At 42.9% G+C, this 23,837-nt stretch carries 21 protein-coding genes; 10 read left to right on the forward strand and 11 right to left on the reverse strand.

Annotated features, from left to right (window positions below; translation table 11 throughout):
* Nucleotides 1-21: 21 nt before the first annotated feature.
* The 4 genes from IPM71_07220 to IPM71_07235 form a co-directional block, all read right to left on the reverse strand.
* The gene (locus IPM71_07220) at nucleotides 22-933 is read right to left on the reverse strand and encodes a rhomboid family intramembrane serine protease (GenBank protein ID QQS52516.1); all 912 of its coding nucleotides are present in this window, start codon (nucleotides 931-933) and stop codon (nucleotides 22-24) included.
* Nucleotides 934-1,038: 105 nt separating this feature from the next.
* Nucleotides 1,039-1,866: a rhomboid family intramembrane serine protease gene (locus IPM71_07225; GenBank protein ID QQS52517.1), complete on the reverse strand. Its 828-nt coding sequence runs from the start codon at nucleotides 1,864-1,866 to the stop codon at nucleotides 1,039-1,041.
* A gap of 47 nt (nucleotides 1,867-1,913) precedes the next feature.
* Complete coding sequence (mutL, locus tag IPM71_07230; protein ID QQS52518.1) at nucleotides 1,914-3,752, reverse strand: DNA mismatch repair endonuclease MutL; 1,839 nt, start codon at nucleotides 3,750-3,752, stop codon at nucleotides 1,914-1,916.
* Between the two features lie 12 nt (nucleotides 3,753-3,764).
* Nucleotides 3,765-4,064 (reverse strand): hypothetical protein, encoded by a 300-nt coding sequence (locus IPM71_07235; protein QQS52519.1) that lies wholly within the window; start codon nucleotides 4,062-4,064, stop codon nucleotides 3,765-3,767.
* Between the two features lie 227 nt (nucleotides 4,065-4,291).
* Here IPM71_07235 and lpcA point away from each other — a divergent pair, with 227 nt between their 5' ends.
* The 4 genes from lpcA (at nucleotide 4,292) to IPM71_07255 (ending at nucleotide 8,653) form a co-directional block, all read left to right on the forward strand.
* Nucleotides 4,292-4,867, forward strand: a complete 576-nt coding sequence (gene lpcA / locus IPM71_07240) for a D-sedoheptulose 7-phosphate isomerase (GenBank protein ID QQS52520.1) — start codon at nucleotides 4,292-4,294, stop codon at nucleotides 4,865-4,867.
* Entirely contained in the window at nucleotides 4,857-5,531 is a 675-nt protein-coding gene (locus IPM71_07245) for a hypothetical protein (GenBank protein QQS52521.1), read from the forward strand. The genes lpcA and IPM71_07245 overlap by 11 nt, the downstream gene beginning before the upstream one ends.
* Nucleotides 5,503-6,990, forward strand: coding sequence for a hypothetical protein (locus tag IPM71_07250; GenBank protein QQS52522.1), 1,488 nt, complete (start codon nucleotides 5,503-5,505; stop codon nucleotides 6,988-6,990). The genes IPM71_07245 and IPM71_07250 overlap by 29 nt, the downstream gene beginning before the upstream one ends.
* Before the next feature lie 121 nt (nucleotides 6,991-7,111).
* Nucleotides 7,112-8,653, forward strand: a complete 1,542-nt coding sequence (locus IPM71_07255) for a YifB family Mg chelatase-like AAA ATPase (GenBank protein ID QQS52523.1) — start codon at nucleotides 7,112-7,114, stop codon at nucleotides 8,651-8,653.
* 28 nt (nucleotides 8,654-8,681) lie between these two features.
* Here the strand turns inward: IPM71_07255 and IPM71_07260 are convergent, their stop codons facing one another.
* Nucleotides 8,682-8,879, reverse strand: a complete 198-nt coding sequence (locus tag IPM71_07260) for a hypothetical protein (protein QQS52524.1) — start codon at nucleotides 8,877-8,879, stop codon at nucleotides 8,682-8,684.
* 195 nt (nucleotides 8,880-9,074) lie between these two features.
* Here IPM71_07260 and IPM71_07265 point away from each other — a divergent pair, with 195 nt between their 5' ends.
* On the forward strand, nucleotides 9,075-9,413 hold the full coding sequence (locus IPM71_07265; protein QQS52525.1) for an STAS domain-containing protein: 339 nt from the start codon (nucleotides 9,075-9,077) through the stop codon (nucleotides 9,411-9,413).
* Nucleotides 9,414-9,464: 51 nt separating this feature from the next.
* Here IPM71_07265 and IPM71_07270 read toward each other — a convergent pair whose 3' ends face one another.
* Complete coding sequence (locus IPM71_07270) at nucleotides 9,465-11,360, reverse strand: YgiQ family radical SAM protein (protein ID QQS52526.1); 1,896 nt, start codon at nucleotides 11,358-11,360, stop codon at nucleotides 9,465-9,467.
* A 409-nt stretch (nucleotides 11,361-11,769) separates the two neighbouring features.
* Here IPM71_07270 and IPM71_07275 point away from each other — a divergent pair, with 409 nt between their 5' ends.
* The 3 genes from IPM71_07275 (at nucleotide 11,770) to IPM71_07285 (ending at nucleotide 13,920) form a co-directional block, all read left to right on the forward strand.
* A complete protein-coding gene (locus IPM71_07275) occupies nucleotides 11,770-12,471 on the forward strand; it encodes a PorT family protein (protein ID QQS52527.1) in 702 nt (233 codons plus the stop codon).
* Nucleotides 12,472-12,505: 34 nt separating this feature from the next.
* A complete protein-coding gene (locus tag IPM71_07280) occupies nucleotides 12,506-13,168 on the forward strand; it encodes a PorT family protein (protein QQS52528.1) in 663 nt (220 codons plus the stop codon).
* A gap of 113 nt (nucleotides 13,169-13,281) precedes the next feature.
* Nucleotides 13,282-13,920, forward strand: a complete 639-nt coding sequence (locus tag IPM71_07285) for a hypothetical protein (GenBank protein QQS52529.1) — start codon at nucleotides 13,282-13,284, stop codon at nucleotides 13,918-13,920.
* A 66-nt stretch (nucleotides 13,921-13,986) separates the two neighbouring features.
* On the opposite strand, the gene IPM71_07290 is transcribed toward IPM71_07285, so the two are convergent.
* Both IPM71_07290 and IPM71_07295 read right to left on the reverse strand, forming a co-directional pair.
* A complete protein-coding gene (locus tag IPM71_07290; GenBank protein ID QQS52530.1) occupies nucleotides 13,987-15,588 on the reverse strand; it encodes a PDZ domain-containing protein in 1,602 nt (533 codons plus the stop codon).
* Nucleotide 15,589: 1 nt separating this feature from the next.
* A complete protein-coding gene (locus tag IPM71_07295) occupies nucleotides 15,590-16,039 on the reverse strand; it encodes a dCMP deaminase family protein (protein ID QQS52531.1) in 450 nt (149 codons plus the stop codon).
* A 482-nt stretch (nucleotides 16,040-16,521) separates the two neighbouring features.
* Between IPM71_07295 and IPM71_07300 the strand changes: the two genes are divergently transcribed.
* Nucleotides 16,522-19,995 carry a hypothetical protein gene (locus tag IPM71_07300; GenBank protein QQS52532.1) on the forward strand — a complete coding sequence of 1,158 codons (3,474 nt, stop codon included), beginning with the start codon at nucleotides 16,522-16,524 and terminating at the stop codon, nucleotides 19,993-19,995.
* A 139-nt stretch (nucleotides 19,996-20,134) separates the two neighbouring features.
* On the forward strand, nucleotides 20,135-20,527 hold the full coding sequence (rnpA, locus tag IPM71_07305; GenBank protein QQS52533.1) for a ribonuclease P protein component: 393 nt from the start codon (nucleotides 20,135-20,137) through the stop codon (nucleotides 20,525-20,527).
* An 85-nt stretch (nucleotides 20,528-20,612) separates the two neighbouring features.
* Here the strand turns inward: rnpA and IPM71_07310 are convergent, their stop codons facing one another.
* The 3 genes from IPM71_07310 to IPM71_07320 all read right to left on the reverse strand — a co-directional run bounded on the left by IPM71_07310 (nucleotide 20,613) and on the right by IPM71_07320 (nucleotide 23,828).
* Nucleotides 20,613-21,176 carry a hypothetical protein gene (locus IPM71_07310; GenBank protein QQS52534.1) on the reverse strand — a complete coding sequence of 188 codons (564 nt, stop codon included), beginning with the start codon at nucleotides 21,174-21,176 and terminating at the stop codon, nucleotides 20,613-20,615.
* 529 nt (nucleotides 21,177-21,705) lie between these two features.
* Nucleotides 21,706-22,911, reverse strand: coding sequence for a hypothetical protein (locus IPM71_07315; protein ID QQS52535.1), 1,206 nt, complete (start codon nucleotides 22,909-22,911; stop codon nucleotides 21,706-21,708).
* Nucleotides 22,908-23,828, reverse strand: coding sequence for a T9SS type A sorting domain-containing protein (locus tag IPM71_07320; GenBank protein QQS52536.1), 921 nt, complete (start codon nucleotides 23,826-23,828; stop codon nucleotides 22,908-22,910). The genes IPM71_07315 and IPM71_07320 overlap by 4 nt, the downstream gene beginning before the upstream one ends.
* Nucleotides 23,829-23,837 lie beyond the last annotated feature (9 nt).

Genomic DNA, 23,837 nt, shown 5'->3' on the forward strand with positions numbered 1-23,837 from the left:
AAAAGTTCTGTGCAATTAATACTAACTCTGGCCGCCCATTTTAAACAAAATGTCCTTTTCTTTTTTACTAAGGCTCTCGTAACCAGATTGAGCAATTTTATCCAGTATGCGGTCTATTTCTTTCTGATTATCTACTTTACGCTTGTTGTATTCAAAGTCGTTCATGTGGCGGGCCTGATTCTTATAACTCACCCGCAATTTTGATTTTCGCTTAAAGAGCGAAGCAATCCAGTCGAAGAACTTCGAAAAGCTTTTTCCAATATCTTTTCCGCGTTTCATCTGCAGTGCAAATAAATAGCCATACATAGCCCCGCCCAAATGGGCCAGATGCCCCCCTGCATTTTCAGAAGCAATTTGCAACACATCGAGCACTACGTATACAAGGGCAATATAAATAAGTTTCACCGGCCCGATAAAGGGTATATACAACGTGTAAGAAGGGTTGTAAAACGAAATGGCCATCACCACCGCCATGATGGCAGCAGAGGCTCCCAGTGCCTGCCCCTCGCTAAGCCCGGGAAAAAGATTGTAAGCGAGCATAAACACGGCAGCACCGGAAATACCACCCAGCAAATAAGTAGTGAGCAATTGCTTGGGCGTGAGATACTGCAAGTAGATACGTCCAAACCAATAAAGTACCAGTATATTAAAAAGTATGTGCAAAAACCCAAAGTGCAGAAACATGTAAGAAAAAAGGGTCCAGGGTCGAAGCATAAGCATCCAGGGCTCGGAAGATACCATAAGGTAAGCCAGGTACTTCGACTGGAATATTAAGGCTTTCATGCCATGTTCTGAGGCTGGGGTAGCCAGAAAATAGAAAACATAGGCAAGCTTTACTAAAATAAAAACTCCCAGGTTAATATAAATAAGTTTTGTGAGTACGCTACCCTTCTTAAAAGATTCGCGCAGCTCGTTCATGATATTCGTTTCCATCGATTCGAATTAATTCGCTTTGCACAAAATTAAACAAAAAGCCTCAGGCATCTATGTTTTTGGTTTCCTAAGATATCGACATACAAATGCCCGAATAACCCGGAATTAATATACCGGTCGAATATGGTTCTTTTTCCAGTACCACACGAGCAAAAATCCGGCTATGGCTCCACCCAGGTGAGCAAAATGAGCAATGTTATCGAAGCGGAAGTTGGCTACTCCGAAAAATAATTCGGCCAGTGCATAAAAGGGAACCAGGTATTTCGCTTTTATAGGAACCGGAAAAAAGATAATCATGAGTTCCACATTCGGAAACAATACAGCAAAGGCTGCCAAAATACCTAAAACCGCACCAGAAGCGCCAACCATCTGGGCATTTTCCATAGTAAATACCATACGCTGGCACATAACCATAGCTTGCTGAAAATAACCTGCAGCGTCAGGATCGTTCATCCAATTCTGAGCCAGGCTTTTTACTTCGGGAGCCGTATCGAAATGGTATTTTTGAGCCAATTGCCAGAAAGCTTCCGCAGTGGGAAGTACATTCAACTCGGCAATGGCCGACACGAGCTTATGTATCTGCAGAGAATTGGCCCCAAGTTGAAGAAATGCAGCAGCCAGGCCTGAAACAAAATAAAGAATAAAGAATTTCTTGCTGCCCAATACACTTTCCAGTACACGTCCGAAAAGGTAAAGTCCAAACATATTAAAAAAGAGATGCCCCAGACCTCCGTGCATAAACATGTGGCTAATAAGCTGATAGGGCTGAAAAAAATCGGATTCCAGGTTGCGCAGCGACAAGTTTGACCCTAAGTCCCAATGCAAAAACCTGCCAATTAATGGACTAACAAAAAACAACACTACATTAATAATTAGTAAAATACGGGTTACCGGTGGTATTGTCGATAAAAAATTTCCCTGGCTACGATACATCTTTTAAGTATTATATGAATTAAAATTACCTGTCTTCGCAGGTGTTTTTATTGTAAATATTTTTCAAGCTCACCCAGGCTCACGATGCTCATGGTCTTTTTCCCACCCGGGGAATAGTTGGGGTTTTCGCAAGCAAAAAGTTCATCGACCAACGTCTGCATTTCGAGTAGCTTTAACGGACGATCGGTTGAAATGGCCGAGGCCTGGGCCAGCGAAACGGCTATGCGTTCTTTCTGGTTGCCCGATAATTTATTCTGACTTTGCTTATACTCTTCGAGCAATTGTTCGAGCAATTCAGTAGCAGAATGTGATCCGGCTGTTTCCGGAATACCACTCACCGCAAGGGTATTGCTTCCCAAATCGCCTAATTCAAAACCTATAGCATGCAATTCTTCCAAAATATCGAGCATGAGAAGATAGTCTTCGTGGTTCAGGTTTATTTTTTCTGGATAAAGCAGACGTTGGCATACCGCTTTATTATGCGCCATGTTTCTCAAAAATTTTTCGAAAAGTATACGCTCATGGGCTCGTTTCTGGTCGATAAGCATAAGGCCAGACTTCACAGGTGTTAGAATAAACCTGTTTTTCACTTGAAGGTATTGGTGTGTCTCTTTCAATTCGGGTAAAGAAGACTCGTGCTTGCTAAAAAGATTAGCCATTGGGGCAGTCTGAAAATTTTCCGCAGAAGGCTGGTAAAGATCCTGCCAACGCTCAGGAACAGGATTTGTGCCCTTTACAGGTTGGCCTTGTGCTTGGTTTGCAAAAGTTTTTCGTTGATCGTTAAAAGGATTAAAGGAATAATCCACAGGAATTTCCGGCATTCGGATTTCAGTTTCCGGACGCACCAAAGGGATATCGACTACGCCATACGTATCGAAATCGATGGAAGGCACAAAACTGCTTTTACCAAGAGCTTCTTTTACCGCGGCATTTAAAATCTGATAGAGTGCCTGCTCATTTTCAAATTTTATTTCGGTTTTGGTTGGGTGAATATTCACATCGATGGTTTGCGGATCGGCTTCGAAAAAGATAAAGTAACAAGGGTAATAATCTGACGGAAGTATGTTCTCAAAAGCCCGGCTCACCGCTTTATGAAAGTATGGATGGCGCATGTAGCGCTGGTTGATGAAAAAATACTGTTCGCCAGCCGTTTTGCGCGCCTGTTCGGGTTTACCTATATAACCACTGATATGGGCAAGACCTGTTTTGTTCTCGATATGGGTAAGGCTGGTGTTCATGTGCTTACCAAACAAATGAATGATACGTTGTCGCAGATTGGTGACTGGCAGATGAATGATCAGCTCGTCGTTATGGCTCAGGCTGAACTCGATATCGGGATGGCTTAGTGCGATGCGCTGAAACTCGGTAAGAATGTGCTTGAACTCGGTTGGATTGGCCTTTAAAAACTTACGTCGTGCAGGTACATTGTAAAAAAGGTTCTTCACAATAAAATTGCTGCCCTGTCCACAACTGATGGTTTCTTGTTTTTCGACTACCGAAGCAGCAAGACCTATTTCGGTGCCCAGTTCGCTGTCCGAAAGTCGCGTTTTAAGTGTGACATGCGCCACCGAAGCTATCGAGGCCAGGGCTTCGCCCCTGAATCCTTTGGTACGGATAGCAAACAGGTCGTCGGCCGAACGTATTTTCGATGTGGCATGCCTTTCGAAAGCCATGCGGGCATCGGTGGCAGACATTCCCATTCCGTTGTCGATTACCTGAATTAGGCTTCTACCCGCTTCTTTAACCAACACGTTAATTTCGCTGGCCCCGGCATCGACTGCATTCTCAACCAGTTCTTTTACCACCGAAGCCGGACGCTGTATCACCTCACCGGCAGCAATCTGGTTCGCGACAGCATCGGAAAGCAAGCGGATGATATCAGCCATGGAATATTGGTGCTATTTAGTAACTGGAAAGGAAAAACCACCCAGGAAATATAAGGCAAGTAGAATAAGAATTGTCACAATGACCAGTAACCGGATCCTGGAGCTCCGATTGCCTTTACGACGAGCCATTAGTTTTTGAGACATATAGCCTGGTGAAATTCTTGGCAGATATCCCGTTTCGCCAGATTCAAGACCCATTTCACTTTCGATACGCCTTTGCCGCTCCAAGGCTTCTTCTTTGGCCTGATTATAAAAACGCGGGGTATAACTGAATTGTTTCGGCTTAAAGGTTTTAAAGAATGAAACGCGCATGACACTATTTTTTACAAAGTTAATCTTTTAGCCAAAGTACAGGATATTCTATGGCACATTGCTGAGAAAAAAACATTACAAATAGTTTTTATCGTGCAATTCAAAGATCTTTCAGCTGTCTTTGCATAAGTATCTTCAAAATATTCGAAATAATTAGCCTCATCCTGAAAAATTGAATATAATTTTAAGGTTGAATTACGTTTATACTCTAACCCTCTCGCAACAAAATGGATTCTATCATTCAAAATTTCAAACAGGCAGCCCTGGTACTTGAAGAATTTATCTCGAATCAAAAAAATTTCGAAAAGATTCAGTCTGCTGGTGATGCCATGGTAATGGCATTGAAACAAGGCTACAAAATAATCAGTTGCGGCAACGGAGGGTCTATGAGCGATGCCATGCACTTTGCCGAAGAACTTACCGGTCGCTTTCGCGAAAACAGACCCTCGATGCCGGCCATTGCCATATCCGATCCGACTCACCTCACCTGTGTGGCCAATGATTTTGGATTCGATTATGTGTTCTCGCGCTATGTCGAAGGGCTTGGAGTTGCCGGTGATGTGCTTCTGGCAATAAGCACCAGTGGCAATAGTCCCAACTGCATTCTAGCTGCCGAAGCAGCCCGAAAAAAAGGCATGAAAGTAATTGGCCTAACTGGCAAATCGGGGGGTAAAATGGCTAGCCTTTGCGACATCGAACTCAGGGTTCCGCACGAGGGATATTCCGACAGGATACAGGAAATACATATTAAAATTATCCATTCCCTCATCCATTACATCGAACAAAAAATGAATGAAAACTGATTCGAAATATACATTTGTGCTGCTTCTTTTGCTGCTTTTCTTTGTTTCGGCATGCATCAAGGATGATATTGCACAGATCGAAGAGAATCTGATAATTACTCCGACTTATTCGATACCAGTCGGAACCAAGGGCTTTACTTTTGAGGAGTTAATGGAAAAAGAAAATCTCGATACTTTACTTTCCGACACCCTCGCCCCACCCGATTCTGTATTTATCTATCACAACTCGCCCTACCAGATTCCACCCACTGGATATTTCGATACCCTTCTGCTTTATTACTTCGATTTCAGCACCGTACAACAATGGGTCGATGATGCTACCTACCTGATGTTTCGTCTCAATATTGAGAATGAAATTCCTTCAGAAATGTTAGTTCAAACATCTTTTTTAGATATCGACGGGAATATTCTTTTCAATATTCTTACTCCCCCGGGGCTCACTCTGCTTCCGTCCACTCCCGATGGCCCTTATATACTTTCCCCTTACGATACCGAAGCTCTTACCCTCGAAGAAATTCAAAGCCTGCCTTCGGCCCGTTTTGTGCAAACTTATGTGCGGGTATTGCTGCAAAATCAAACTACTGGTGTGGTTTACCTTCCCGAAGAGTACATGAATGTGCAAATGGGGATAAGGATTGGACTGGAAAAAAATCTGGGTGAATAAGTCCATTGCCATATTAGTTGCCTTGTTGCTGACCTGTTATGCCTGGAATGCAAAAGCACAGCAGAGCCATTCGCTGTTTCTGATGCACTACCTGCCGCAAAGCAATCTCTTAAACCCCGCTGTGCCCATCAGCTGTAAATGGTACATTGGCCTGCCTGTTATTTCATCGCTGCATGTAAACTATGCCAACAGCGGCTTCTCCTACAACAACGTGTTCAAGCCTACCGGCGAAGGAACTTACCAGGCCGATGTAGATGGGGCTGTAAAAAGGTTAGGATACCGCAACCTGCTGGGTGCCGAAACGCATATTCAGCTGGCTGGAATCGGCTACCGCGAAGGCGATTATAGCTTTATGTTCACGCTTACCGAAAAAACGAACCTGCCCTTTATCTATCCAAAGGAAGTAATTCAGCTGGCCTGGGATGGCAACAGCGGATTTGAGGGAGAAGAGGCAAATTTACGTGGTACCGGCCTGTTTTTTACGCACTATCGCGAATATGCCCTCTCAGTTTCGAAACATGCCGGCAAGGGACTGTATTATGGCTTGCGCGCCAAATTACTTTTTGGCAAACTCAATGTCGCTACCCGCTCCACAGATGTAGGTGTATTTACCGACCGCAATACTTTTAACCTCAATTTTGAAGGCGATCTTAAGGTTCATTCTTCCCTGCCTCTCGTGGTTGAAACCAACGATGGCAATGTCACAGGCATCGCTGCGGACGAAAATGCCGATATCCAGGCACTGATATTCAACCGAAAAAACCCTGGCTTTGCCCTGGATGCTGGTATTATTTACCCATACTCCGATAAAATAGTGCTTTCTGCCTCGGTGCTGGATGTGGGTTTCATCCGGTGGCGTTCGAACCTGAATACTTTTCGCGGAAATGGAAATTTTGAATATACAGGCCCTCCTCTTGATAGCATTCTGGCAGGGGATACCTACTTCGACAATTTATTCGAATCGTTCAGCGACTCGATGAACCTGACCCATTCGTCCGAAAAGTATACCTCCGTGCTACCTCCGCGTATCATTGCCGGAGCCAGTTACGCCGCAACGCCTAAACTCAGTGCCGGAGCCCAGGCCGAGTTGCTGGTTTACCGCACTAAAACAATTCCTTCGCTCACCCTTAGTGCCAATTACAACTTTTTTGGCTACAGTTACCTGATGGCTTCGTACACCATACAATACCATACGCTTCGAAATTTTGGTCTTGGATTTGCTTTTGGCCGAAGTCCGGTTCAATTTTACATTGTTTCCGACAATGCAGCCGGTTTCATCTGGCCCCTGTCTGCGCGAAACATCAATTTAAGGTTCGGCCTCAACATTAACCTTGGTTGCAGTGAACGTATAGAACAAAATACAACCGGTAAGGGGGCACTTCAGGGCAATTGTTACTGGCTCGAAAAAAGCATACAGAAAAATTACGATAAACAGAAAGAGAAAAAGTCAAAAAGATAACTCTAAAAGCATGTGCGTAAGGTACAAGCAGAAATTTTAATCAACTTTTTTGCCTTTCACCCTAAAACTTTTATATTTACTTGTCTCCCTAATTTTTGTCAACCCCTTAAGTCTGTTCTGTATGCTTGTAAAAACCTTTGGAAGTGCCGTGTATGGCATCGATGCCCAACTCATTACCATCGAAGTAAATGCCCTACAGGGTTCGAAATTCTTTTTGGTGGGTCTGCCCGACAATGCCGTCAAAGAGAGCCAGCACCGTATCGAATCAGCACTCAAAACAACCGGTTTCCGCTGGCCCGGATTGAAATTAATTGTGAACATGGCCCCAGCCGATGTGCGCAAAGAAGGCTCGGCCTACGATTTGCCCCTGGCCATTGGCATACTGGCAGCGAGCAAGCAAATCAACCACAATCTTCTGGGCGACTACCTAATTATGGGAGAACTCTCTCTCGATGGTACCATTCAACCCATCAACGGGGCACTGCCCATTGCCATCGAAGCCCGCAAACAAGGCTACAAAGGATTTATACTACCCCATGCCAATGCACGCGAGGCGGCAGTGGTGGATAGACTTGAAATCTTCGGAGCTGGATCCCTTGCCGAAGTATGTGCCTTTCTGAACGGCGAACCCACGCTGGAACAAACCATTGTGGATACGCGCAACGACTTTTTTACGAACCTGAATGGATACTCAGTTGATTTTGCCGATGTAAAAGGCCAGGAAGGTGTCAAGCGGGCCCTTGAAATTGCCGCTGCCGGTGGACATAACCTGCTGATGATCGGCCCGCCGGGAGCCGGTAAAACCATGCTGGCCAAACGCCTCTCCACCATCCTTCCTCCACTGTCGCTGCATGAGGCCCTGGAAACAACCAAAATACACTCGGTGGCTGGTACGCTCGATAAAAATACAGCCCTGGTTACTCAGAGGCCCTACCGCAGCCCGCATCATACCATTTCCGACATCGCCCTGGTAGGCGGTGGTACTTTTCCACAGCCTGGCGAAATATCCCTGGCCCATAATGGAGTGCTTTTTCTCGATGAGCTTCCTGAGTTTAAACGCACGGTGCTGGAAGTCCTGAGACAGCCATTGGAAGACAGGCAAATTACCATCTCACGCTCGAAATACACAGTCGATTTTCCGGCTGGATTCATGCTCGTGGCCTCGATGAATCCCTGCCCATGCGGGTATTACAACCACCCCGAAAAAGAATGTGTATGCAACCCGGGCCTGGTGCAAAAATACCTCAACCGTATTTCGGGCCCCTTGCTTGATCGTATCGACATGCACGTAGAAGTGGTACCTGTTCCCTTTAAAAAGCTTTCGGAAGAACTTACTTCTGAGCCCAGCGAATGTATAAGGTCCCGTGTGAACCAGGCACGTCAAATACAGGAACAACGCTTTGGTTCCAGTGCCAGAATACATTGCAATGCACAAATGGACAGTGGGCTACTCAGAATTCACTGCAAACTCGATGCCGGTTCGACGCAGCTTTTAAAAACTGCTATGGAGAAGCTCCATTTATCAGCAAGAGCTTATGACCGTATTCTCAGGGTTTCGCGAACCATTGCTGACCTGGCCGGCCACCAAGACATTGGGGCAGAACACCTGGCTGAAGCCATTCAATACCGCAGCCTCGACCGCGAAAACTGGGGCAGCAATTAAGCAAAAAATGACGTCGTAAAATAATGTACTAAGGTACAAGCTTCACTACTTTGTTTTCGATCATATCGTGAAGCTGGTCGAGTAGAATCTGTTCTTGAGCATCAATTACCGAATCGGCCGTTGCAAGATTCACGATCTTATCCATTTCTGATCGCGTAATTACATGATCTTCAATCGCCTTTTCAATCATAAGGCGCAGTTTCTCGGCATTCTCGTTCGCTTTCATAATGTTGAATCCTTTACTTGCCTTAAAGATAGAAAAATATCTTCAGCAATACTTTGTCACATTCTGGCGGTTTATACTCAACCAGATTGCGTGCATTCTGGTATCAGTTTGGGCAATTCTACAGTGTCTTTCGGTAGTTTGTTCGGCGTACCTTTGTATCAGAACTTAAAACCATTGATACTAAATCTGAAATTTATGGAACTTGCAATAGTAAAAAAAGCCGATACCCTGTTTGTTCAACTCGAAGGTACTAACAAACTATATGTACTGAACCAAACTGAGGTTAATAAAGAATTACAATGGTGCCAAAGCATTATGCATAAAGAAATGCATTTAAACCTGTCGGGAATAAAGGTGATCGACAGTGCAGGAATACGCTTGCTCATTGAATTGAAAAAATTGTATCAGAATTCGGGAAGAAAACTGGTATTGAAAAACCTTACCAAAGAGGCGATGGAGTTGCTCGAGCTGGTGAATGTGAGAAGTTTGTTTCTACATAGTGAGGGTGATACACTGGTTCACGTAGCAGCATAGAGGGGAATAAAGAGGCTGGACTGAAAAGAAAAGCCTCTTTTATATTTCCTTTTATTTCTTTTTATTCCACCGGGCATGATGCGGAACGGTCGATTTTTTCTGCACTTGTTTTTCCGGAAACAGCTTGGCCAGGATATCGAAGCGATCGAGTTTTTTTAGTCTTTCTTCAATTTTTCTTCTGAATTCGCCCTTGTACCAGAAAAAAAACATCTGCTGGTTCTGCTTTTCTTCCTTGCTGCGAGCAGTATACACTTTTTCAAGGGTGTAGGGGTGATAGCCCGAATAATAAATTACGGTGGCCACAGTCATGGGGGTAGGTGTAAAATCCTGCACCTGCTCTAATTTAAAATCGAGTTGACGTGTTTCTACCGCAAGCGAAGCCATATCTTCTTCGCTACTACCCGGATGGCTCGAAATAAAATAAGGAATTAGCTGCTGTTTCAATCCCGCTTTTTTATTGATTTCGTCGAACTGCTTTTTAAACCGGTGGAAATATTCAAAGCTTGGCTTGCGCATCAGGTTCAGCACACGCTGAGTGGTATGCTCGGGAGCTACTTTCAGGCGACCCGATACATGGTTTTTTATTAACTCCGAAGTGTACTGATGATGACTGGCAACCTCAGCCTCAGGGGCATGATCGTTGAACAGCATGTCGTAGCGGATTCCGCTGCCCACAAATGATTTCTTGATGCCCGGCATTCGGTCGACACTTTTATAGATATCGAGCAGCGCAGTATGGTCTGTATTCAGATTCTCGCAGACGGTAGGGAAAATGCAGGAGGGTCGGCGGCATCGTTTGCAAATATTCAGGTTTCTGCCTTCCATTTTGTACATGTTGGCACTGGGCCCACCCAGGTCGGAAATATAGCCTTTGAAATCGGGCATTTTTACCACTTGCTCTATTTCTTTCAGTATCGATTCCTTCGAACGCGAAGCAATAAATTTTCCTTGATGCGCGGAGATCGTGCAAAAACTGCAACCACCAAAACAACCCCGGTGAAGGTTCACCGAGAATTTGATCATTTCAAAGGCTGGAATCGGAGGCTTTTTGTGGTAGCGGGGATGCGGCAATCGGGTATAGGGCAGATCGAAAGAGGCATCGAGCTCGCCTGTGCTCATAGGCGGATAGGCAGGATTTATTACCACGCGCTTCTGTTGCCAGTGTTGAACTATTCGCCGGGCATCCCATTTATTCGACTCTTCTTCGATGACTTTAAAGTTCGAAGCATAGCTTTTCTTGTCCTTTAAACATTGCTCATGCGAAGCAATTTCGATATCAGACCAGCTCTGAACCAAGGGTATTTCCTCATCAAGGTTTTGTAAAAAGGCTGTTTGGGGTATAGTTTTAAGGGTAGAAAAAGGCTGACCTTCATTCAGCTTGGCCAATAATTCTTTGAGGGCCTGTTCGCCCATGCCATAAACAAGCAGATCGGCACCTGTATCGGCCAGGATACTGGGTTTTAACTTATCCGACCAGTAATCGTAATGTGTCACGCGCCTAAGCGAGGCTTCGATGCCACCAATAACAAGGGGAACTTCGGGATAAAGCTTTTTAAGAATCTGTGAATAGACTGTTAGAGCATAATCAGGACGTCGTCCTGCCTCGCCGCCTGCCGTATAGGCATCGTTCGAACGAAGACGCTTGTTGGCCGTGTAGTGGTTTACCATGGAATCCATGCATCCGCTGGTAACGCCAAAAAACAAGCGGGGGGTACCCAGCTTTCTAAAATCGCGTAAGTCATCCTGCCAGTTGGGTTGGGGAACAATAGCCACCCGTAAGCCATGCGCTTCGATAATACGGCCAATGACTGCGGCACCAAAAGCCGGATGATCCACATAGGCATCGCCCGTGAAGAGAATAACATCCAGGGAATCCCAGCCGCGAAGCTGCACTTCTTTGGCTGATGTGGGCAACCATTCATTAAGTTGAAATTTGCTGTCGGACATACAGCGGCAAAGATAGATCAAATAACAGATTGCCAGAAGGTTTTAACAAGACAATAACACACATTAGCCGATGATACCAGGGAAAATTCTTAATGCATTTAAGGCTAATTATTAATTTGGAGTATTGGAGAAAAATGTTCCTCGCAAAATGCGCAATATAGTTCAAGGCAAAGATTGCCAAGGTGAAAGACCGCTAACCCGCCAATGAATCATGTTATTTCATTATCCGTGCAGGCCTTACATTTTGTTTAGCGAACGCTATTTTGCGGCCTTCGCGTGGTAAAAAAAAATTGTGCACTTTACAGATCAAAATTACAATGAGGCACTTTCTGCATTAGCAGGTAGCAATTGTTCTTAAAAACAAATGCAAGAAAGATTAGTTAAAACATTATTTTTCTAAATTGCATTCATGAAAAATAAATTCCTCTTACTTATTCCTTTTATGTTGGGGTTCTTCATGGTTTTAAAAGCTCAAAACCCTTATTTTGGTGTAAAAGCTGGCTTTAACCTTTCGCACATGAGCATAAAAAATGACGATGGCGACCAGCTCGAAGGCCTTAACCTTGCTCCAGGGTTTAATTTAGGCGGAACCATGGATTACCGTCTCATGCCCGAACTCACAATCAATGCAAGCCTGGTGCTTACAACAAAAGGATACCGCAAACGCTATTCGGAAGAGTTTCAGGGAGTCACTATCGATTCGCGCGAACGTTTGACACTTTATTACATCGAATTGCCAGTATATGCCTTGTACGAATTTGATTTTGTTGGCCTGGATATGATTGCCGGACTAGGCCCATTTGTTTCTTATGGTTACTGGGGTAAATACTCCTGGAAGCGCGAGGGAGGCGGCGAAGAAGAAACAGGAAAAGAGGATGTGTACTGGGGAACCAACCCCGACACCGACGACCTGGTGCCATTCGATTACGGTGCAGGCATTAAAGTAGGCGGTAAATACGAGAATTTTGTGCTCGATGTAAGTTACCTTTACAGTATCCCCAATATAGCTGCCGATATCCAATACGGAAGAGTCGTGCGAAACAGTGTTTTTTCAGCTTCGGTCAGCTATTTTTTCAGCATGTTTTATCCCTACGACGAAGCTAATTTCTAATTTTTCTCAAACTCAAAACTCAAAATAGAATAGCATGAAAACAAAAATTCGTTTCGTTTTTCCCTTGCTGGTATTGCTTCTTCCCTCTGTGGTATCTGCCCAGTACCTTTGGCTTAAAGGCGGAGTGAACAGCAGCAACATGACTGTAAAAGACAATCAAAGCACTTACAGCACCGATTACCTCAACCGCATAGGTTTTAATGCCGGGCTTACGGGTGGAATGCGCTTTGGCTTTATTGGTTTCGAAGGTGGACTATTGCTATCGTCGAAAGGCTACAATTTCGACAATACTGATATCAATGGCAACAAAGTAGCCGGTAATACTTCGCTGCTTTACCTCGATGTACCTGTGCTACTTAAGCTAAGCGCAGGTTTGGGCAGTATGCGGGTGTATGCTGCCACAGGACCTGTTCTGGCTTTTGGATTATCCGGAACCAATACAACAGAAACTACTCTTTCAGGACAGGATCCGGTGCAGGTAGAAGAAAAAATAAAATGGGGCTCCTCGGCTGACGACGACATAAAGTCCAGTGGTGTGGATTATACGGTGGGTGCCGGTATTGAATTGAGCAAACTGTCGTTGGGCGTAAGTTACAACTGGAGCCTGAGCAACCTGGCACCAACCACAGACAATGGACAGGAAATAAAACACAGCCTTTGGCAATTTACGCTGGGCTTTAAAATATTTGGTGATTGAATCCGATAAAATACCGTCAAAACTTAACAGGAGTTTTCCCGAAAATCCTGTAAAAGAGTAGGGGGTGATATCCGAAAAACCATACGAGTAGGAAAAACCTAATACTAACTATTATGAAGAAAATTCTTTTCCCAGTTCTTTTTGCCCTTCTTCTTAGCCTACCCTTGCAAGCACAGGTAGAGCCCACCGGCAAGTACACCATCGACCTCACCTTCGACCCGGCCGCTATTTTCGATGCCGCAGCAGGTGATATGTTCGATATGCCCATGCTGAAAATGCGTTATTTCTTGCAAAGCGATGTGGCTTTACGTGCTGGTTTAGACTACAATTTCTATGGTGAAAAAGAATACGCTGGCTCCAGCACGGATACTTATGACAAGTATCGTGAGTCGAATATGATGATCAGCGGTGGTATCGAAAAACACTTCAGCACCAGCCGTTTTCAGCCTTACCTGGGTGCTGACCTGGCTATACTGAGCGCCTCTTCCAAACTCACCGAAACCACAGCCGGAACCTCTGTTGAAACAATTAACCCCACTGTAGGCTATTTTGGTTTTGGCCTTTATGCTGCTATTGGTGCCGATTTTTACCTGCTCAACAACTTATACATTGGTGTTGAATTTAACCCAGGTATTCAAACGCTTAATCACAAAGACACAAAATTGGATGGTACTGTAACCCAAACAGGTGGTAAAGAAACCAGTTTTGGTTTGTCTTCTGCTTCGGGTTTGCGTATTGGGTTCAGGTTCTAAAAACATTAAAAATTAAAAAGGCTGCCTCTTTCGAAGCAGCCTTTTTTATGCCTTAAAGTGTATCAATTATTCTTTCTCCAGTTCTTCCACAGCTACCTGTAAGGTTTTGTCAATTTTCTCGATTACAGGGTAAAAACCTTCGTTATCGAAAACATTACGGGCAATGTAGGCATAAAGTTGAGTTTCGATGATCTCCTTCGAAATACCTAATTCTTTTTTGTTTTCGGGTACTCCATTTTTCGATGCAAAGCTGATAAAGCTACCTAATGCATTGTTCTTTTTCAGGTAAGCAAGCAAACCCGTAAGGTTTTGGCTCTTCAGCAATTCTGAACGGTTGGCATCGGTGAATTCGAGGGCATAACGGTAAATGAGGCCGCGGTCGCGAATATCGATAAGGTAATCGGTTACGCCTATGGTATCGAGCGGTACAAAAATATCAGGCATTATTCCCCCCCCACCAAACACTACTTTTCCACCGGGGGTTACAAACTTGAGCGAATCGTGGAACATGCTGCTGTCTTTTTCCATAAACTCGCCATGCGCATAGCGAACTGCCAACTCGTTGTAATAATCTTCGGAACCGTTTTCGTAAGATTTCTGAATCGACCTTCCGGTAGGGGTATAATACCTGGCTATGGTAAGCCGGATAGCCGAACCATCGTTAAGCATGTTCTGCTCCTGCACCAAACCTTTGCCAAAGGAACGCCTGCCAATTACCACTGCGCGGTCGTTGTCCTGCAAGGCACCGGCAAGAATTTCGCTGGCCGAAGCCGACGATTCGTCGATGAGCACGGCTGTTTCTATGCCATGGCAAAGTCCGCCGCTGGTAGCTTTGAAATCTTCCCTCTTGCGGGCGTTACCTTCGGTATACACAATCAGTTGACCTTCGTTCAGAAACTGGTCGGCCACCATGGCTGCGGTAGTAAGCAGGCCACCTCCATTGCCCCTTAAATCCAATACCAGTTTTTTCATCCCAGCCGACTTTAACCGGGTTATAGCCGAGGCAAACTCTTCATAAGTTGTACGCGAAAAATTGTTAATGCGTATATAAGCTGTTTCTTCGGTCATCATGTAAGAAACGTCTATGCTATAGAGAGGAATGTTATCGCGGGTAATGTTAAAAAACACCAGATCCTTCACCGCATGGCGGTCAACTCCCACTCTTACCACTGTTCCTTTGGGCCCTTTCAGCATTTTAACAATCGAATCACTGGGCATTTTAACCCCTGCCACAGTGTTGCTATCGACCATTACAATCCGGTCGCCCGCTATAATGCCCACCTTTTCCGAAGGGCCATTGGCAATGGCCTTTAATACTACAAGTGTATCGTTGAGCATGTTAAACTGTACGCCAATGCCGCTGAAGTTTCCTTCGAGTGGTTCGTTTACTGCCTGAAATTCACTGGCAGGAATGTATTGCGAATGCGGGTCAAGTTCGTCGAGTATAAGAGGAATGATTTTTTCGACAAATTCATCCTTTTGTATAGGGTCCACATACTCTTTCGAAATATAATTGACTACACCCGAGAGTTTATCGGCACGCGGATACACAATGTAGGCCTGATCCTGACGGCCCTGATAATAATATCGGCCAATAAACATTCCCGCCACAAGGCTCAAGGCTATAATGGCAGGTAAAAATATTCGAAGAAGGTTTTTTCTTTCCATGTTATAAAATCTCTAAATAAACTACTTCTATTCCGGCCCGGTGCAAAAGTTTAACTCCTTCGTCGGAATGATAGGTGTCGCAAAATACCACCCGACGGATACCTGACTGAATAATTAATTTCGAACACTCCACGCAAGGTGAGGTGGTGATATACAAGGTAGCCCCATCGCTGCTGTTATTGCTCTTGGCAACTTTGGTTATGGCATTAGCTTCGGCATGCAACACGTATGGTTTGGTTATGTTGTTCTCGTCTTCGCAAACATTTTCGAACCCTTCAGGCGTACCATTGTATCCATCGGAAATAATCATGCGGTCTTTTACAATCAGGGCACCTACCTGCCGCCGCTTGCAATAGGAATTTTTCGACCAGATATGCGCCATTTCGAGGTATCTCTTGTCAAACTCGTTCTGGCGGTTACCATATGGTTTCAGGGGATCGTACTTTTTCATTGTATTCTTCAAATCAGTCCGGGGTATCCGGGCCTGCAAAGATAATATTATTTGTTGCACACTTTTGGTTTACTTAAAATCCATGGGTTCAGAATTTATGAAAAGCAGAAAATAATAGACGATACGAAACGAACCTTGTAAAACCATAACCTATCCTTGTTCGTTCCTATTGTCTTTTCAAAAAGTAAGGATGAAAACCTCTTGTTATCACCACCGAACTATTTTATATAATTGTTTTTCAAATATTTACACTTTAAAGCGAAATTAAAAAGTCGGAGTTTTTAAGGAATTTTTCTATTGAAACCTTTAAAATCATCCTGTTCGGAAAATTACGTTTACTTTTTTTTGATCGAACAATGCAGCCATTATTTCTAGATTTTTAACTAAAACTTAACGGGAATAGAACCCAGAAGGAAACAAGAAGGCATGGCAGATAAATTCGAAATGACTATTTTTGCAGTTCAAATAAACAAGGGTTCATTATGGAAAATTCTACGAACAAACTAAGGAAAACAATCAAAAAAGACCGTAAAGACCTCATTCAATATATCAATCTGCAACTTGCAGCGCTTGGCCAGCCCCTGTACCGTGATGAATACAATTCGAAAACCAAATTTTCGAACGAAAAGTTTATCAGCCTCACCGAGGGGCTTATCAGTAGTTTCCGCGAAAAATCGCGCTTACTTTCCGGACATCTTTGCCCGGCCGATTCGCGTATCCAGAAATTCATCGACAAATACCTGCTGGATATTCACTTTAGCAAGGACCTTCGATTGCCAAATGACACATTTGTGCTGAACCAAAAGGGGATGGGCCGCGAAGTGAGCCTTCCGCCCAATGGCCATACCTTTAAAAATGAGCTTGTAAGCTCGTACCGCCTAAAACAGGGTATTTTAAATAATCCCGCCAAGGACAAGCGCACTACAAAAGGAACCTTTCATATCGTAGAAGGCGGCCTCCCTGTACCTCTTGATAAAAAGGAAGTCCCAAAACTTACTTTTGCCCACATGCTTTACGAAGCACTTCACCCTTCGGAACAACTTAAAATATTGCCTTTTACATCCAAACAAGATCTGAAAGCCCATGTTATGGTCTCTTTGCTGCTTAGACCCGTTGTTTGCCCCGAAGTGAAAGGAGTGATTAAGCAAAAGAGCATGGAAATCAGGTTTTTTGCGCCTGGCAGCCTGGTAAGCAACCTCGATTTTGTGGAATCGATATTTGGAAATGCCGGCGATCCTAACCTAGCCATTAACGATGCTGCACTCGATATCGACCATTGGTCGGGCCATACAGGCTGCATCATACTCGCGCCCCATCTTACCAGCCTGAAGAAAAAAGACATTGGCCTGCCGCATTACGACAAGGCCACCGAGCGTCAGCGAAAAGACGGCATGTGCTATAAAAACCCCGATGAGTTGTACAACGATGGTGGTGCTTTTAAACTTACCTGTCGCGACGACCAGGGAGTAGTGATTACTCTTATCGCCGACAATTATTACGGTTATTCGAAAAAAGAGATAAAAACACAGATAGGTTATGCCGCCAACCTTTACGGTCTGGTGGAAGAGGAACATGCAGGTGGTGCCATCGCCTTTCCGCGTGCCAATATGAGCGACAAAGTATATGGCGAAGTTTTCGCAAGCAAAATCAAGGGTACCTATACATTTAAGGAAGTTACCGAACTGCTCGGCGACCGTATCGAAGTTTTTCCTCACCAATATGCCATCGATAAAAAATATCCGGAATTGACCTTTATCCCTGAAAATGCCAATTTCGATGTCAATACCAACAGTGTAAGCTGGATGCTCAATGGAAGCCTGTTTAGCCTGAAACTTTCACCCGAAAAGGTATACATTCATCCCACAGGCCATAAATTTCAGCTAACCAAAAACCACTCACAGAATTTATGGCGCATTATACACACCGATGCAGAAGGAACGTTTTGCCATAAACCCAGCACTGTGTCGGGTGGCGGAAAATCAGAGATTTCGAAGTCGATGCAAAATGCCATTAAAGACGGAACTTTTTACATACAAGACTTCGAAAAGGATTTTAAGCAAGTAGATAGGCTGATCCATTACGATTATACATACCGCTGGAAGACCATGCGCCCCGATGCCCAGCCTTCAAGGCCCTTTCTTAGTCCGATGCGTGCCCTTGGGTCGGCAGTGAAACTGCTCACCCCTTCGGAACAATATAACGACGAGTACAACAAATTTCTCTCGGAAATTCCTGAACAGGTGAGAGCATTGGCACTATTTGTAAAACGCCTTTACCGTGCCGATGAATCCACTACCAACTGGAAAGACCAATTTAGTGTTGAAATTGTGAACGGTCGCCAGGGTAATGCCCTCTTGCACAAAAACCAGCCTGTTATAGCCAGTTTCGTGCGTATTGGTTTTAACAATGAAGGCAACTGGTTTTTGCATAAGTTGCGTTCTGACTTTATTCCCAGCCAGAAAATTCAGATGGAAGACGATATCACTGCTTCCATTACAGTATCGAGCAAGCTTTTAAAAGGCCTGAACCCGGAATACACCAATAAGAGCGTAAAAATCGTGACCAACTGCGAAAGTTACCTCTTTCAGCGTCCTGACGATGCCGTTATCAGGGGTTATGACAAAGGTGCTGAATCCGACATTGTCTCGGACGGAACCTTTCTTACCAACTATGAACCCCTTACACGCAAGGATGCAATAGAGCTACTGGAAGATACCATCAACTTCGATAAATATACCCAGCCGGTAAAAACATTTATTAGCAGTGTAGCTGAAAGCGAAGAAGATTGTTACTTCGTAACCCCTTCTCATACACGTATTGTTGATGGTGAACCCACAAACAATCCACGCTACCTCGAACGGAACCGTTTTGCCGAGGAGAACCTGGAATCTTACACTGCAGAAATTGGTATGCGGCTTCACCGAAAAATTAAATCGAACGAACCGGTATACTTCCCGGTAAATGCCGTGCTGCCCGGGCGCAGAAATAATCCTGCCGATCTTAAAGCCAACATTCGGCCTCTTGCAGTTTACAACCCTATACACTATCAGGAATTGCCCGAATTGTTTATGGATTTTATCTGCAGCTTAACCGGTAAATCGCCCTCTACCACAGGTGCAGGCTCGGAAGGAGCCCTCACAAAAGGACCGTTTAATATGCTCATTCCGACTACCGACCTGAACAATGCCCTTTTATCTTTTATACTTACCGAATACCAGGGCTTTAGTTCAGCGGCAGGCTATATTGGTTCCGAATACCGCTTCGATCACGATATCAGCATCCTGGTTCCAGAAATATGGGCCCGTCTCGTACCGGAAGACCGCGATCCTAAACTGCTGATCCGAAATGGAAGTCTCGAGAAATTGAATGATTTCGAATACAAGGGAAAGAAAGTGCTGGCCAGTCGGCTTGGATACAGGATTACTGAAAATTTCGCCTTCCGCTGTATGAACCGGCTGTTCGATGAGCCTTTGGCAGTGTTTAACGAAAAAATGCTGAAGCCTGAATTGCAAAACATGGATGAATATGTCGACGGAATTGACAACATTGTTGAAGCACAGCGCAAAGTAGCCCTCAGCTATTTCGAAGATGGCAGTGTGGAAGCCGCCATTCCGCCGTTGAAAATATTATTGCATGTGATGGCTTATGGACAGTACGAAGGTAAAGATATAAGCCATCCGGAACTTCGTAAGATGTTCGAACGCGAGTATGTGGTAAAAAGCAGCTGGTATAAAGACAGGCTTAAACGCAAACAAGAAATTTCGCAACGCACTATCAAGGATCAACTTGATTACACGGAGAACTTCATTGCTAACCCCAACAATGCTGAAATTGTTCGCAAAATGAACCTCGTGGAGCGATTTGATGCTGCTAAATTGAGGTTGCTCTACATTCAGTCAGACAAGTTTATCGAAGACATTGAAGGAAGCATTGGTGCTGACCCGCTCATGCGATAAAGCTATCGAAGAACATACCACAGACCGCTCTTGAAAATCCATGGGCGGTCATTTTTTTTGACTGCGCTTATAGCCTCAGTTTTGAATTCCGTTTTCAACTGCCAACAAATTTCGCCGAAAGTGCTTACCTTGGTCCTGTATGCCAGGGATTTTTACCTTTCATAAAAAAGAACATCTTTGCCTCGAAAAACAGATCGAAAATCTGTTTAGCAATGGACGTTGGTTGCGCAGCGAGCACCTTCGTTTGGTGTACCTTATCCATCCGGTTAAACACGAGGTGCCGGTACAGGTGATGTTTTCAGTATCCAAAAAAAACTTCCGCAGGGCCGTAAAGCGTAACCTCCTAAAAAGGCGACTAAGAGAAGCTTACAGGCTCCGAAAACAATCTTTTATACAGGGTTTACCCGAAGGCGATTTATTGCTTCATCTAGGCTTTGTGTATTCAAGTGATGAACTCGCCGATTTTGCAACTGTACAGAGTGAACTCAGCTACCTTTTAATGCAACTCGCAAACCGTCTCAAAAAGAACTAAAAACCAATTTTTGCTTATGCTTGCTTTGGTTTATTAATTTGTCAACCACTTAACAAATATAGCCAGACTTTAATGTTTAAAGATATTACCCAGGTGAGACAAAAGCCACACCTGGGTATAATTCAAGCTCATCTAGCTTGCATTTTACAAGCCTCATTTCAAAAATGTTAAATGCCTTAATCACTGTTGTAACTCCCTCCATGGATAAGACGCAGATAATCATACTGCCATTATCTATTAAGGAAGAAATATCGATGTGGGAATTCGTAGTATGGCTTGTAACTATTTTTTTTCCATCGATAGTATAAATAGAAAATGTTGCCCTTTTGTTATGCGGATTATTAAAAACCAAGCTATTGCCATGCTGCTGCAGATTTAGTTGATTTTCAGATTCATCATGAATATTTTGTGCTGAAGTAGGATTGACGAAAACAAAATATCCTGTATTTGACCCGCTATTACAGCCGGCCGAATCAATTATATATTGACTATATTCTGTCGATTCCAATGGTTTGCACCATGCATTTATTCTTGCAGAATCATCCAGCCATTTGGATGGCGTCCAATAGTATTCTATCGGTGGAATACCTCCACCAACAAAAATATTATCAAAAAATTGAATGCTATCCCCTTTAGAAAGATAAAACACATATTCTGCTGTAAGATAAATAAAACTCGAACATTTTATAATAATGGTATCGACAGCTATATTTCCCTCACTATCCTGAACCGATAAATAAAAGCCCCAAGGACTATTTTCTTTACCATATCCAATTAAAAATGAATTTGCGATACTTGTATCGTTTAAATAATCACTTGCAGTAAATGTTAAAGTAGATGATACAGTTTTTGGATCACAACTCCAAACATAGGTATAGGGTGCAACACCGTTGAATAATTCAACCTGCGAACCAATAAATATAGTATCTGCATACGAACCAACACAGAAGGAAGTATCACTGCCGCAACTTACTCAGAACTCTGTGCTTTGCGATGATACTATGCTACTCGCAAAAAGGAGTATACTGATTATTGGAAATTTCATTCTTTTACTTTGTTAATATCATTGTCTTTGCACCCACAATTACTCCATCGGCTACCAGTGCGTATTTGTACATAACTAAGCGAATACACTGCTATTAAGGCTTTACTCAATCTTTTATTATGTTTTGTTGAAACTAGTTGCAAGCAGGAGTAATATTCACAACTAAAATGCTGCCCTTCTCAACCTCAAACTCTCCATTGATTTCAAATAATTCTGTATTTATATACAACGCGTTACCGGTTGTTACTTTAATTCTATAGGCTGCTGGAATAGTAACGTTACGCGCAATAATGGATTCGTTTTGATAAATATTACTCTGGATACTATATAACGCTGATGCATAAAAACAAGGATAGAAAGTTGTCTTAAAGTTTTCGATATGCGAATGTATTGTGCTAATCTGACATGGTGTAATCGCTGACATGTCTGCATTATAATCCATTAAATTATTTGAACAAAATTGCCCACCCCAACAACATGGATCTACTATTCCACGATTATGCAATTCCTCCCAAGTGGGGGTATCTTCGCAATTGTCATCGCAATAACTAGCAGTAACCCCATCACAACAAGCACCCTGATTTTTACGAGTTGGATGATATAATGATAAGTTATGTCCTATCTCATGGTTAACAATTTTGTCAAAACCATTAGTAATATTCCACCAAACACCATCACTCAGATATCTCAAATAATTATTATAATAACCATGAGATTCAGCAATTGAACCATTTAAATATGCTACCCCACCACCATTACCCCAGGTGGTTAAAAATAAATTAATAGCTGCCCCATTATTTTTAGTAAAATATCCGAGTGAACCTATACCCCCATTTTCATACAGGTCGGTATCTTCGTGAAAAAATACTCCGTTAAGTACATACCTGTAATTTATAGGTAAAGCTGGAACTGTCGGTGTGGGTTGAAGCCTCATTAACTGATTATTGGCTAAAGCATTATTACAATAATATATTAACTCTTCTGCATGCTTGTAACCATTATAGCTATTGGAAGGATTTACTCCATCCCAGTCTTTTGCAAAATTTCCGGATCCATCATCCTTTAATATATAATGAACATTAACACGAAGATATTTTATTACATCGGTTGATTTAAAATTGGGTATTGAAGGGGAAGCTGGGCTATATTGGGTTGGATCGTCAATTATATCATTCTCTTCCCACTCTTGCGAGAAAACGCAAGTTGTAATTACTATTAATAGAATAAGTAGTATACTTTGCCTTTTTATCCGAACAAAATTATTTTTTAAAGGTCGGATTAAGCTCGTTCCGAATGATCCGTATTCAGAGGTATTTAGATATAAACAAGCTCGTTTCATAATTTTATAAATTTTCTTGTTGTTGTTAGCTTACCATCTTGAATTATTCTGATTGTATATATACCCTCACTAATACCAGAAATATCAATAGTTGTCAAGGTGGAAGAAATTTTATTTATCGATAGAAGTTGGCCATAAATATTGTATACTTCTATTTGAGCATCAGATGAAGTCAATGAATTTATCTCGATTGTAATCTTTTCATTTGTTTTTGTTGGGTATATGGAGTATGAATTTGAAGTATTGACTGTTTCGAAATTTGTATTATAAGCTATAAGCGTATCGCAAGGTTTCGTGCCTATTTTGTATAACCCAAGCTCATTATCAGAATAACACCTTAAACTACCAATAGCTGGAAGGTCATCCATAATTTCGCAAGTATTCACATATTCCGGATAAAAACCAGAGTAGCTCCCCAGTTTTTCAACGATACGGTAATATTGCCATACAGAATAATCGGTAGGCGAACAAATCAACCCCTTTAATTCAACATTATTTATTGTTTGTGTATAAATTGAATCAATTAACACACTTCCTGACTTTTCATCAGAACATGGATTAATTCCATCACTGTAAAAATTCATTTTATCTCCTTTTTCATCAGAAAAATTATAGAGAACCTTAAAAAGGTTATCGGCCCAATAAAATATAGTATCGCCCGATTGGTGTATAAATTCATTTCCCCAATCTACTGAATCACCATTGGATGTGTAGTAAATCATATGTATTATTCTGGCAGATAAACTGTTTATTGTTGTATCTCTAATAGAAGTGAATTTTACATAGCCTTCATCTGGTGGGTTCAAATCTTCAACTTTGTCGAAATACCAGACCGCACCAATTGGAGCAAATTCTTGTTGGGCACATATTTCTATAATGCCACAAATAGTTAGTATAAAAAAAAGAATCTGTTTCATAATTCCTTT

The organism is Bacteroidota bacterium (assembly GCA_016699695.1).
GTDB lineage: Bacteria > Bacteroidota > Bacteroidia > Bacteroidales > UBA10428 > UBA10428.